Annotated in this window: 12 protein-coding genes; 8 read left to right on the top strand and 4 right to left on the bottom strand. The window is 39.4% G+C overall.

The genetic code is table 11. The annotated features are described in order from the left end of the window. Positions 1–53 precede the first annotated feature (53 nt). Complete coding sequence (locus tag QNH17_RS04390) at positions 54–830, bottom strand: AraC family transcriptional regulator (protein ID WP_283877583.1); 777 nt, start codon at positions 828–830, stop codon at positions 54–56. Positions 831–965: 135 nt separating this feature from the next. On the opposite strand from QNH17_RS04390, the gene QNH17_RS04395 reads away from it, so the two are divergent. From QNH17_RS04395 to QNH17_RS04430, 8 genes are all read left to right on the top strand, one after another. After that, entirely contained in the window at positions 966–2045 is a 1080-nt protein-coding gene (locus QNH17_RS04395) for a Gfo/Idh/MocA family protein (protein ID WP_283877584.1), read from the top strand. Between the two features lie 159 nt (positions 2046–2204). Next, positions 2205–2933, top strand: a complete 729-nt coding sequence (locus QNH17_RS04400) for a ThuA domain-containing protein (RefSeq protein WP_283877585.1) — start codon at positions 2205–2207, stop codon at positions 2931–2933. Further along, the gene (locus QNH17_RS04405; protein WP_283877586.1) at positions 2933–3970 is read left to right on the top strand and encodes a Gfo/Idh/MocA family protein; all 1038 of its coding nucleotides are present in this window, start codon (positions 2933–2935) and stop codon (positions 3968–3970) included. Before QNH17_RS04400 ends, QNH17_RS04405 begins: the two co-directional genes overlap by 1 nt. Positions 3971–4081: 111 nt before the next feature. Further along, positions 4082–5050 carry a sugar phosphate isomerase/epimerase family protein gene (locus QNH17_RS04410; RefSeq protein ID WP_283877587.1) on the top strand — a complete coding sequence of 323 codons (969 nt, stop codon included), beginning with the start codon at positions 4082–4084 and terminating at the stop codon, positions 5048–5050. Beyond that, entirely contained in the window at positions 5050–5823 is a 774-nt protein-coding gene (locus QNH17_RS04415) for a sugar phosphate isomerase/epimerase family protein (protein WP_283877588.1), read from the top strand. The genes QNH17_RS04410 and QNH17_RS04415 overlap by 1 nt, the downstream gene beginning before the upstream one ends. 34 nt (positions 5824–5857) lie before the next feature. Continuing rightward, positions 5858–7528 carry a glycoside hydrolase family 13 protein gene (locus QNH17_RS04420; protein ID WP_283877589.1) on the top strand — a complete coding sequence of 557 codons (1671 nt, stop codon included), beginning with the start codon at positions 5858–5860 and terminating at the stop codon, positions 7526–7528. A 270-nt stretch (positions 7529–7798) separates the two neighbouring features. Next, on the top strand, positions 7799–8626 hold the full coding sequence (locus tag QNH17_RS04425; RefSeq protein ID WP_283877590.1) for a glycerophosphodiester phosphodiesterase: 828 nt from the start codon (positions 7799–7801) through the stop codon (positions 8624–8626). Between the two features lie 233 nt (positions 8627–8859). After that, positions 8860–11094, top strand: coding sequence for a sensor domain-containing protein (locus QNH17_RS04430; protein WP_283877591.1), 2235 nt, complete (start codon positions 8860–8862; stop codon positions 11092–11094). Positions 11095–11127: 33 nt separating this feature from the next. Here the strand turns inward: QNH17_RS04430 and QNH17_RS04435 are convergent, their stop codons facing one another. The 3 genes from QNH17_RS04435 to QNH17_RS04445 form a co-directional block, all read right to left on the bottom strand. Then, positions 11128–11517 (bottom strand): YuzC family spore coat inner layer protein, encoded by a 390-nt coding sequence (locus QNH17_RS04435; RefSeq protein ID WP_283877592.1) that lies wholly within the window; start codon positions 11515–11517, stop codon positions 11128–11130. Positions 11518–11640: 123 nt separating this feature from the next. After that, positions 11641–12510: a LiaG family protein gene (liaG, locus tag QNH17_RS04440; protein WP_283877593.1), complete on the bottom strand. Its 870-nt coding sequence runs from the start codon at positions 12508–12510 to the stop codon at positions 11641–11643. 154 nt (positions 12511–12664) lie between these two features. Beyond that, entirely contained in the window at positions 12665–13627 is a 963-nt protein-coding gene (locus QNH17_RS04445; protein WP_481858572.1) for a DMT family transporter, read from the bottom strand. Positions 13628–13757 lie beyond the last annotated feature (130 nt).

The raw sequence follows: 13757 nt of genomic DNA on the forward strand, positions 1-13757 counted from the left end.
CGCTATACCGTCTGCTTTTAACTGATTCAATTACTATTTACTGTTCTTGAATTCTAGTATTCCAGACGCCTATACGCCCCAGGGGCCATGCCATATTTCTTATGAAATACCCTGTGAAAATAAGGATAGCTGCCGAAGCCGCAATCTTCAGCAATTTGTTCAAGTGTCATGGATGTGTATTTCATTCGCTCGACTGCAGCGGATAAACGAATTTCTAAGGCATATTCGATCATCGTTTTCCCGACACTGCTTTTAAAAAGATGAACGGAACGCGAAACGCTAAGACCAGCATGGCGTGCCACATCCTCCACTTTAAATGCTGTTAGGGCATGCTCTTCAATGTACCTCATCATCCGTGTGACGGTATACGGGTGGTTGAAGGTAGGAACCGTTTCGTTGACACCTCGTTCCAGATATAAACAGAGTGCTCGCAGCAAATAACCGGTGAGTTCTTCGTTTTGACTCGAGGATGGACGGCGTTTTTCGTTTATGATTTGACGCCATAAGGAGAGCAGTTTTTCATCAAGATCGATTCGGGAGACAGGCGGCTTAGCGGAACGGCTCCACCACTCGTCCACCCAAGCTCCTTCACAGACTATGTGATAGTCCCCGCTGTTTTGTCCCGCTTTAACCAGCAGTTCATAATGATCCCCTGGTTTAATGAGGAGAAGGTCTCCTTTCTCGTGTTCCATTTTTCTTCCCTTCACCACTACTTCACAGACACCTTCTGATTGCAGGCGAAAAAGATACGAAGGGTATCCGGATTTATGTTGGGCATGATATCCATTTGTGTGAAAGGAATAGCCGCAGAATAATATATTTGTCATCATATGCCCACCTTCAGAAAAAATAAAATAGCAAAATAGTCGATGTTTTAATTATATCATCTATGTTTATTTGTAGAGACAAAGTTTAAGATGGAATCAAATAAGTAATGAGTAATCTATTCTAGAAGGAGAAAGAAAATGACAAATAGAACCTATAATTTAGTTATTGTTGGCTATGGCGGTATGGGCAGCTATCACGTGAAATTACTCAAAGAAAATCAAGCGATAAACGTGTATGGAACTTTTGATATTTTGGAAGAAAGAAGTGCTGCATCCGAGGCGGATGGGTATAAAGCGTATGAAAGTTACGCTGCAGTTTTAGCTGATAAGGAAGTGGACCTCGTTCTGATTGCAACGCCAAACGATGTCCATAAAGAATTAGCTATTGCGGCTTTAAATGCAAACAAGCATGTCATTTGTGAAAAGCCCGTCACAATTTATAGTAAAGATTTTGAAGAAATTATCGAAGTTGCTGAAGAGACTAAGCGCAAATTTGTGGTCCATCAAAATCGCCGGTGGGATAAAGATTTCTTGACGATCAAAAAAATTTACGATGAAAATATCATCGGTGACATCTTTCATGTAGAATCACGTGTCCAAGGAGCTAATGGAATTCCGGGAGATTGGCGCCATCTGAAAGCACCCGGCGGGGGAATGCTGTTAGACTGGGGTGTTCATTTATTGGATCAGCTGCTCTTTATGGTAGATAGTAAGATTGCAAGTGTGTACGCCAATTTAAGTTTTGTTCTAGGGGATGAAGTGGATGATGGCTTTCAAACAATCATCACCTTTGAAAATGGCACTACAGCTTTAATTGAAGTCGGGACAACCAATTTTATCCAATTACCAAGATGGTATGTTAAAGGGACTGCCGGAACATCAGTAATAGAGAATTGGAGCATAGAAGGGAAGATAGTGACCCAAAACTTCGGTATAGCTATTGAGGCCCCAAAACCAATTCAGGCAGGGCAAGGGTTAACGAAAACTATGGCTCCGCCGTCAGAATCGGCTGTCAGTACCTCCGATTTACCAGAAGTGGAATCAACGATGGAAAGCTTTTACGATAATGTTATTTCCGTTATTGAAGGAAAAGCGGAACCTATTGTTAAAAATACGGAAGTGCTGCGTGTCTCAAAATTAATTGAAACGATATTCAAAGCAGCAGAAACCAATGAAGTCATAAAGGATTTTGATTTTTACAAAGCTGATCTTATGTAGAGACCTATGGGATGGTTTCATTTACCACTAAGGGGGAAAAACGCTGACCCTAGATGGAGTTCAATATTTTCCACCCTATCTGTCAATGTAAGCCGTTTCATTAATTCTATCTATCTCTAAAATTAACTATAAAGTAACCAATCAAAGGAGTCGTTCATCATGTTGAAAGTAACAGTATGGAATGAAAATCGTCATGAACAAAAAAATCCAGTGGTCAGGGATATTTATCCTACAGGTATCCATGGTACTATCGCCCAATTCCTTCAATCTGCAGGCATCGAAACAGGAACGGCTACTCTTGACGAACCGGAGCATGGCTTAACCGATGAGATATTAGCTAATACTGATGTCTTAGTGTGGTGGGGACACCTAGCCCATGGAGAAGTGAAAGATGAGATCGTTCAAAAAGTTCAACAGCGTGTTCTCGATGGAATGGGACTGATTGTTCTTCACTCAGGTCATTTTTCAAAAATATTTAAAACATTAATGGGTACCAGCTGTGATTTAAAGTGGCGGGAAGCGGATGAAAAAGAACGCCTTTGGGTTGTGAGCCCAAGCCATCCGATAACAGAAGGAATCTCTGAATATATTGAATTAGAAAAAGAAGAAATGTACGGGGAACATTTTGATATTCCCCAGCCGGATGAGCTAATTTTTACGAGCTGGTTTGAAGGCGGAGAAGTTTTCCGCAGCGGAATCACCTACAAACGTGGAAATGGAAAGGTATTTTATTTTAGACCGGGACATGAAACTTATCCGACTTACCATAACGAACAGATCCAACGCGTGATTATTAATGCTGTAAAATGGGCAGCGCCAGTTAAAAGGGAGCGTCCTGTTTATGGAAATGCGAAACCATTAGAAAAAATCCAAGGGGGACAAAAATAGTGGAAAAGTTAAGAGTTGGAGTTATCGGATGCGGCAGTATTGCTCAGCATCGCCATATCCCTGAATATTTAGCCAATCAAAATGTGGAGCTAGTTGCAGTTTGTGATATCAATGGAGACCGGGTGAAAGAAGTAGCAGAGCAATATGATGTCGCTGTCTATACAAACTATGAAGAATTATTAAGCAGCGGAACGGTCGATGCCGTTAGCGTGTGTACACCTAACTACCTTCATGCCCCAATCTCGATTGCTGCTTTAAATGCAGGGCTTCATGTTCTTTGTGAAAAACCAATGGCCACTTCAAAACAGGAAGCAGAAGCGATGATTGCTGCAGCCGAAGAAAGCGGAAAAAAATTAATGATTGCGCATAATCAGCGCTTCGTACCATCACACCAAAGAGCACGTCAGTTGATTGCAAGCGGTGAAATCGGCAAAATTTATAGTTTCCGCACTGCATTCGGACACGGCGGTCCTGAGGGATGGAGTGTAGATGGAAAAGAAAGCTGGTTTTTTGAAAAGGATAAAGCCTTCGTTGGCGCGATGGGGGACTTAGGAGTCCATAAGACCGACTTATTAAGGTATGTACTAGGCGAAGAAATTACCGAAGTTGGCTCCTTTGTTGAAACAAGTGCCAAAACTTTTGCGGATGTCGATGACAATGCTGTTTGTGTATTGAAAACAGAAAGCGGGATTATCGGAACACTTGCCGCCAGCTGGGCTTATGTCAGTAAAGAAGATAACTCGACGATCATTTATGGTGAAAAAGCGATTCTTCGTTTAGAGGACGATCCAACCAATTCACTTGTTGTTCAGTATGCCAACGGAGATGTAGTTAACTATCAGCTTGGAAAAATTCAGTCAAATGATGCGGGTGGACAAAGGACCACGCATGTGATCAATCACTTTGTGGATGCTGTTATTCAGAACCAAGAGACGCCTGTCCCTGGTGAGGAAGGTAAGAAATCATTAGAGGTGATCTTGGCAGCACTACAATCAAATGAAACGAAACAAATTGTTAAGGTTAGTGAGCTACGATAATTTTACATTAAATTTTAGAGGTGGTGGACCGTACATGGCCGCCATCTCTCTATTAATATCTACAAGGGTCTGTTGTATAAAAAAGAACAATTCTTGAGAGGGGAATTCATTATGAAACTAGGAGTTTTTACCGTATTATTTGCTGAAAAGTCATTCGAGGAAATGCTTGATACAGTCAAAGAAGCTGGACTGCATGCAGTTGAAATCGGAACGGGATGCTATCCTGGAAACAATCACTGTGATTTAGACACGTTATTAGAAAGTGAAGAGGCCCGGAAACAGTATATCCGAAAAGTAGAGGAACGCGGACTGATCATCAGCGCGTTCAGCTGTCACGGAAACCCGATTTCACCTGAAACAGAATTTGCTAAAAACTCGCACGAAACACTCATAAAAACAATTAAACTTGCTTCATTGCTGGAAGTCCAGGTTGTTAACTGCTTTTCTGGTACAGCAGGCGACCATGAGGGAGCTAAATACCCAAACTGGCCGGTTACGCCTTGGCCGAATGAATATGGCGATGTGTTAAAGTGGCAATGGGAAGAAAAACTGATTCCTTATTGGAAGGAAGTTGGCCAATTTGCCAAGGACCACAACGTAAAAATAGGGCTTGAACTTCACGGAGGATTTTTAGTTCACACCCCATATACACTCTTAAAGCTTCGTGAGGAAACCTGTGATGCCATTGGCGCTAATTTAGACCCAAGCCACTTATGGTGGCAGGGAATTGACCCGGTGGCGGCGATTAAAATTTTGGCAAAGGAAAATGCGATTCATCATTTTCATGCCAAAGACACATACATTGATCAGGAAAATGTGAATATGTATGGATTAACGGATATGCAGCCTTATGGTGAAGTGAAAACGAGGGCATGGTCTTTCCGTTCAGTTGGCTGTGGACATAGCCTAAAAGAATGGTCTGATATGATGAGTGCACTCCGTACCTATGGTTATGATTATGTGGTCAGCATTGAACATGAGGATCCAATTATGTCAATTAACGAAGGTTTCAATCGGGCAGTAACCAATTTGAAATCAGTCTTAATCGAAGAATCGGTTTCCCAAATGTGGTGGGTGTAATGCAGAAAAACATACCAGTTGCCGTTCAAATGTACACTTTACGTGAAGAAAGCGAAAAGGATTTTGTGGGCACACTGAAAAAAGTGGCAGAGCTGGGGTTTGATGGTGTGGAATTCGCTGGTTATGGTGGATTGTCAGCGCAGGAAGTTAAAACCTTATTAGATGATCTTGGTCTTCGGGCCGCGGCCAGCCATGTCCCGCTTGAGCAGTTGGAAAACAATTTGTCTCAAGTTATTGAAGAAATGAAAATATTAAATAGTAAATATGTGGTTTGCCCATACTTAATGCCAGATCGCCGCAGCGAACAGGATTATCAAGCGCTGATTTCAATATTAAATCAAGTGGGTGAAACATGCCAGCGTGAAGGAATTACCCTTTGTTACCATAATCATGATTTTGAACTTGCCCGCTTGTCTGATGGAAGAATGGCACTGGAAGCTATTTTTGATGATACAAACAACGACCATGTAAAAGCTGAATTTGATATCTATTGGTTGACAAAAGCAGGTGAAAAACCGATGGAATGGATCAATCGGTATAAAAATAGAACACCGCTCATTCACTTAAAAGACATGACAACCGATGCGGAACAATTTTTCGCGGAGCTTGGAACCGGTGGTGTTGATCTTGACGCAGTATTAACTACAGGTGAAGATGCCGGTGTTGAATGGTGGGTGGTCGAGCAGGATATGAGCCGTCGTACGCCGTTTGAAAGCATTGAAATCAGCATCAATTACTTAAAATCGAAGCTGCCCAATCTTTTGAACAAATAAGTGAAGATTTACTTGAAAGAACTGAGGTGCACAAGTGAACAAAAAATGGTGGAAAGAAAGTGTCGCTTATCAAGTTTATCCTCGCAGTTTTATGGATAGCAATGGGGACGGAATTGGTGATTTAAAAGGTGTTACGGCTAAATTAGACTACCTAAAAGAGTTAGGAATAGATGTGATTTGGCTTTCGCCCATGTACAAATCACCGAATGACGACAATGGCTATGATATTTCCGATTACCAAGATATTATGGATGAATTCGGGACGATGGCCGATTTTGATGAGCTGCTTGATGGGGTTCATCAGCGAGGGATGAAATTAATCCTGGATTTGGTTATCAATCATACGAGCGATGAACACCCTTGGTTTATTGAGTCACGTTCTTCTAAGGACAACCCGAAGCGTGATTGGTACATTTGGAGAGATGGAAAAGATGGAAAGGCACCGAACAATTGGGAGTCAATTTTCAGTGGGCCGGCTTGGAGATATGATAAAGAAACAGAACAGTATTTCATGCACATCTTCTCCGCACGTCAGCCTGATTTGAATTGGGAAAACCCTGAGGTAAGGGATGCTTTATACGATATGGTGAACTGGTGGCTGGAAAAAGGGATCGACGGCTTCCGTGTCGATGCCATCTCGCATATTAAAAAAGAACCAGGATTCCCTGACATGCCAAACCCTGACAACTTAGATTACGTGCCTTGTTTTCCTAAAATGATGAATGTAGATGGAATTGATGAGTTCCTCACAGAATTTTCGCAAAAAACCATAAAAAACTATGACATCATGACCGTTGGGGAAGCAAATGGTGTTGGACTAAATGAAGCTGATCAATGGGTAGGCGAAGAAAACGGCTATTTTAATATGATATTTCAATTCGAATTTTTAGATCTATGGGATAAGGATGCAGAAGGATCAATTGACGTTCGTAAGTTGAAAAAGGTCTTGACCAAATGGCAGACAGGTTTGGAAGGCAGAGGCTGGAATGCCCTATTTATCGAAAACCATGATCAGCCGCGACGGGTTTCTAGCTGGGGAAATGATATGGGGTATTGGAAAGAGAGTGCCAAAATGCTAGGAGCACTATATTTTCTAATGAAGGGTACCCCATTTATTTACCAAGGTCAGGAAATTGGGATGACAAATGTCCAATTCTCTTCCATTGATGATTACAACGATGTCGGAATGATAAACTACTATCATGTTGAATCGGCAAAAGGACGTTCACATGAAGAAATTATGAAAGTGATTTGGGAAAAGGGACGGGATAATGCGAGAACACCAATGCAATGGGATGCAACCAATAAAGGTGGATTTACAGCAGCGGAGCATTCTTGGCTTGGTGTCAATCCGAATTACACAGAGATTAACGTCGAGGCACAAGTAAATGACTCAGACTCGATCCTATCTTTTTATAAAAAATTAATACGCTTGAGAAAAGAGAATCCAGTGTTTGTTTATGGCACCTACGATTTGTTAGCACCGAATCATCCGAAGTTGTTTGTTTACACGCGCAGATTAGGAAATCAAAAAGCGATTGTAATTAACAATTTTAGTGAAAAATCGACCAGATTTCGTATCCCGGGAAGTTTATCTTTTTCTACTTCTGAACTTGTCCTTCATAATTATGACGGTGTGGATAAGAAGTTACGGAAAAAATTCACTCTTAAACCCTATGAAACAAGAATATATTTATTGAAGTAATGGATCAGGGGAAAAAGGCTGCATGCCTGCTCTGAATGAAAATCGTAGAGCGTATCTAAACTAGAATGGAGCAGGGCCGGTTTCCGGTTTCTGCTTTTTTAAATTTAACAAAAGGAAAAAGAACGACCTTTTTGTAAAATATGGAATGAGTAAGTGCCTATACTTTTTTACATTTTATTAATAATGTCTATATGAGAGTAACATAGTGACTTAACATTTTTCTCATACAATTTTCTATGTAGTACACATATAAAAGGGAGATGAGGAAAAATGAAAAAAACAATGTTATTGGGGACGGGCCTTGCTTTTACTTTATTATTTAGTCCGTTTCAGCAGGCTTTTGCTGCAGAAACAACTGGGGAGTTGCGTCAGGTGGAAACAGTTGCCCACCGCGGAGCATCTGGGTATGCGCCTGAGAACACGATTGCTGCTTTTGATAAAGGAGTAGACATGAAAGCAGATTATATTGAAATTGATGTTCAAAGAAGCAAGGATGGGAAACTGGTCATCATCCATGATACAAAGGTTGATAGAACAACAGATGGTACAGGGTATGTTAAAGACCTAACATTTGACCAGATCAGAAGCCTTGATGCAGGCAGCTGGAAAGGGGAACAATTTAAAGGGGAAAAGATTCCTACTTTCGATGAAATTCTTGACCGCTATCATGGGAAAATTGGTATTTTAATAGAATTGAAGGCACCTGAGCTTTATCCAGGAATTGAAGAAATGGTAGCTCAGGAATTAAAAGAACGAAACTTAGATAAACCGCAAAATGAAAAAATCATTATTCAATCATTTAATTTTGAATCCATGAAAAAAACAAATAGTCTATTGCCTAAAGTACCGATTGGTGTCCTTACATCGAATAGAGCGGACACATCTGAACAATCATTAAAGGAATTTGCTGCATACGCTGATTACTTTAATCCAAGTTACGGAATTGTAACAGAAGAATTAGTCAAGCAAGTACACGCAAACGGTATGAAGATTCAATCCTGGACTGTGCGCAGCCATGAAGCTGCAGAATTTCTCTTGAAAATGAATGTAGATGGAATTATAACTGATTATCCTGATTTTGTGGATCCAAGGAACTAGAAAACCAAAGTGAAAAGAGAGTCAAAAAGTGGGAACTTTTTTACTCTCTTTTTTGGTCTGCAAACTAATCGTTTATTTTTTGTCAGTTATTTCAGAAATAAAAATAATTGTAATCGTTTCCAATTTTGTGAACCTTTGATTGTTAAGTAAATAGTTTTTTGTTATTTTAAAGATACTACGATTTTTTTAGTATAAAAGCACTAAAATGCTAACATAAAAAGGGAGAAATCAACATGAGGACCCGAAAAATAAATAATGTACATAATTGGATGCTCATATTTTGTTTGATCGTCTTTACTGAGTTATTAGATTTGATCTTTACATTTCTTTTTCCATCCGTAAGTGTAATCAAGTATGTCTCTCTTTTCATACTTATAGGCATCCTTCCATTTATTATGAATACTCTAAAGGAAATTAGTAGGAAAGACGATGAACTCCGTTTAAATAAGCTAAAATTAAAAAATATTTTTGATACGTTAGATATCGCGATATGGTCCCATGATTTAACATCAGACTCTTTATTAATTACACCGGGGATTGAAAAACTGTATGGATACTCTTATATAGATTTCTATCAAGATCTTAATCTATGGAAAAAAGTAATCTATCCAGATGATTTAACTTTCTTAGAAGAGAGAGCGCAAAAATTAGCTATAGGAGAAACCGTCACGAGCGAATATCGGATTATTCGGCCGGATGGTGAAGTCCGTTGGATTCAGGATCGGGGATTTCCAACTCTTGATCGTAAGGGGAATTTTGTAGATTTCAATAGTGTCCTTATAGATATTACTGATCGCAAAGAAAGCGAAGATCGTTACCGTAGTTTAGTAGAAATGTCACCTGATATTATTGCGGTTGTCAGCCGGAAAAAAATAGAATATATGAATGAGGCAGGCTGGAAACTAGTTGGAGCGTCGAGTTCAGAAGCGGTCATTGGTGAATCTGTTATGAAATTTGCCTCCGCAAATATTATTAACTTGATTCGAGAACAATTCGAGCAACCAAAACAAGAAATGGTAAGGTTTGAATTCCAAGTAAATCGGCTGGATGGAGAGACTATTGACGTGGAGATGGCTGCAACCTCGATCATTTATGAAGGAAGATTCGCAGTACAAGTGGTTGGCAGGGATATTACGGAGCGGAAGAAAGCAGAGAAAACCATTCAATATATGGCTTTTTATGATTCGTTGACGGGATTACCCAACCGAAACCAATTTAGAAACCATCTAAACGAAGTCTTAACTAAGCAATCAGACAAGACCCAGGCTGTTTTATTTTTAGATTTGGATCGATTTAAGATCATAAATGATACCAAAGGGCATACAGTCGGTGATTTTATCCTCCAAAAAGTAGCTCATCGACTAGATGTCACTGTTCATACGGAAGGAATGGTCTCTAGGCAGGGTGGGGATGAGTTTATTATTTTACTAGAGGACACAGACAAAGAAAGGGCCGCTAATATTGCCCAGCAAATCCTCGCTGAGTTTTCCAAGTCGCTGGAAGTGAATGAACAAGAGTTTTTTGTGACACCTAGTATTGGGATTAGTCTTTACCCTGTGGATGGAGTGGATGTAGAAACCTTAATAAAAAATGCAGACACTGCTATGTATCAAGCGAAAGAACGGGGTAAAAATAATTTCCAATTCTATTCTGCCAATTTAAATGGGATCTCTATTCGAAAAATGGAGTTGGAAAATGGCTTAAGAAGAGCACTGGAACAGAATCAATTGATGCTGCATTATCAACCGCAAGTATGTTTGAAAACAGGGGCATTAGTTGGTATCGAAGCATTAATTCGCTGGCAGCATCCTCTACACGGTCTCATTCCGCCTTGTGAATTTATTCCGTTGGCAGAAGAAACAGGATTGATTGTTCCGATTGGAAAATGGGTTCTCCAAGAAGCTTGTAAGCAGCGAAAAGTTTGGAAACAGATGGGTTTTCATGATTTTCCTGTCGCTATTAATGTTTCCGTTCGCCAATTTGAAGATGACCATCTCATCGATTATATCTCAAGCTTATTAGATGAAACGGGTCTAGAGGGGCATCATTTAGAGTTAGAAATCACGGAGAGCATCATGCAAAATTTAGAAAACTCAACAATTATTTTAAATAAATTGAAGGACCTAGGCGTACTTATCTCTATTGACGATTTCGGAACAGGCTATTCCTCATTAAGTTATTTAAAACATTTGCCAATTGATAAAATTAAGATTGATAAAACATTTGTTGATGATATTATTTACCATGCGAATCAAGGAATCATGGTGAAAACGATTATCGATATGGGATTAAATTTAAACTTCGCTGTCATTGCAGAGGGAATCGAAACAGATGAACAGCTTCATTTTTTAAAGGAAAACGATTGTAAAATTGGTCAGGGCTATTTCTTTAGCAAACCAATACCAGTGGAGCAGATGGATAGATATCTTTTATCTAAAATTGAAAAAAGTAGTGGTATCCAATTGTGATGGGGATACCACTTTTTTTGATAAATAATTTATTTACTTCCCCCATTTCATCGACACTTTTAATGTACAGCAGCTCTCAGGATTGTTGGGGTGCGGAGAAGCGTAGAGCTCGAATTGGACACCAGATGGTGTAAATTGGGTTTCAACAGGTACTTTTAATCCAACGGAACTAATTAAATGGTCAACTTCCGCTTTTTTCCCCTGCTGGGCTGCACTCATCATTTTCCGAGCGAAGCCAACATCCCCTAAGCGATCTAACAAAATACTCCCTTGGTCCATTAATAGACGAAATGACTTGACTGAGCTCTCAAATATTTTTACATCAACGGGGGGATAACTCCTTGGATACGGTTGAAACAGAATTTGAGGCGGGTATGCAGACAATGGAGGATAGATTGGATATTGGTAAGGGTGGTAATACATGGTAACTCTCCTTCCATATTTAAAACGCAAGCCAGAATAAAATATGATATTTTTTGGATTAAGGTTCCTTTTATAAATAAATTAAAAAACGCATGGATGAGCACATCCACACGCTATTAAAAATTAACGGATTGTAATATCCCCGCTGGACACATCCAGGTCTATTTTGTACTTACCAGAGCCATGGATGCCTTCGATGCTTCTTTTCTTGATATTTTTTGATGTCAATGGCAGTTCACAAATGATATCTCCACTGGTAACATCTCCGTCTAATGTAAAATCCGCATTGTTAGGAAGGTCAAGTTTTACATCTCCAGAACTAACCTCAATATCAATCGAATCTGTCAGTTGATCTACTTGAAAATCAATTTCCCCAGAGGAAACATTTGCTTGAATGGCACCAGTATATTCCTTCACATCCAGGCTGCCAGAACTTACATCAAACGATCCAGTTTCTGTTTGTAGTGATTTAATATCGACATTTCCTGACGCTACATTTTGTTCAAAATTGTTGATCGTCATGTTTTTCAGGTCCATGTTGCCTGAACCAATATCAACTTTTAGTTCGTCTAGTTTTACCGGTTTGCTTTTGGATTGTCCTGAAAAATTAACATTCCCTGAACCCAAACTGATCCTTATTTTGCGGTGATAATCTTCTGGAATATAGATTATTAATTTCTTCTTTTTAGAGAAAGGAGACCAGTCGAGCCAACCAAATCCCTTATGTCTGACGGAAACCTCGATGGTGTCGCCGTGCTCTCTAACGGTTAGCTTATCTCTACCGTTGTAGATGGCTTTCACATCTTCCCGATCCTCTGGAATAATTGTGGTGCTGACACTAGAAATATCCACTTCAATAACATCAATACCCTTTGTCAATGCTGACTGTGTGGTTTTATTAGCTGTTTTACTAAACCAATCGAATGCAGAAACTTGATTGTAGAGAATATATAATCCTGTGATCACCAATAGCAGTAAGACAATCCTTTTCACTTTTCCCATCCCCTTTTTCTTACATCTTCTAGTTAAGGATAAGAAATCCTCTCGCTTTCCTCAATGAACCAGAGATTTATTTTTGTCTAAGACTTGGGGTGTATTGGGATTGAGTATCTGGGGGATAAAAAATGTGACCCAGGCCAGAGTCACATTAATGCAAGTCCTTCACTTTATTCAAATATAATCGTTTCTTTTTTTGCTTGGATTGAGATAGGAATTCTTCAAATGCACCAGACCCAAATAAAACACCTACAAGTATGAAGATGAAACCAAAGATTTGCGATGCAGTAATCTGCTCGTCGAGAAAAATTACGGCACCAATCAAGGAAAAGAACGGGTTGAAATTGATAAAAATAGCCGATTCAGCTACACCCACTTTACCGATGGCATTATTGTAAATCATATGACCTACAGCCGTGGCAATAATGGCGGAAGCAAAGAATATCATCCAAACGCTGACAGAACCATGGGAAATTTCTTTTAGCCCATTGGGTTCTGTAAAACAGCTAATGATAAATAATATGACAGAACCAATTACCAGCATATAACCTGTCATCAAGCGCGGATCCAACGTATCGGAACATTTTTTTATTAAACTAAAACTTAATGCTTGGGAAAATATTGCCAAGAACACATAAATATCTCCACTCGAGACGGAACTTACTCCATCATTTCCAAAAATCACAATAAACGTAACACCCATAAATCCCATCGTGATTCCCAACAATCGAATCAGCGTGATCCTAGTTCCTAATAAGAAAAAGGCAACAATCGTCGTGAGCAAGGGACCAAGTCCTAATATAAGTCCTCCGTTTGTTGCAGAAGTTTTTAATAACCCAAGTGACAGAAAGAAATGGTGGCATACCACGTTAAAAAAGCATGCAAAAAAAATATAGCGAAACTCTTTTTTTGAAGGCAGCCTTACTTTCTTTAAAAAACTAAGTATGATAAATACACAGATGCCCGCAGTGAATACCCTTAGTGCTGTAATGGTCTCCGGCATGAAGGTCGTAACAATAATCTTCGTTGCAATGACATTCAGCCCCCATGTGGCCATTACAAATATTAATAGCATGTATATCTGATATTTTTGCGCTTTTGCCAACTGCTTCACTTCTTTCTCATTTCAAATACAATGTAAATAGATTGCAATTATTATACATCTTTAGTAAATATTTTACATGTACATTTTTTCGTATTTCGAAAGATTTTTAGATTGCTTGATACAGGATAGAAGGAAAATG

It is taken from the genome of Neobacillus sp. SuZ13, assembly GCF_030123365.1.
GTDB lineage: Bacteria > Bacillota > Bacilli > Bacillales > Cytobacillaceae > Neobacillus.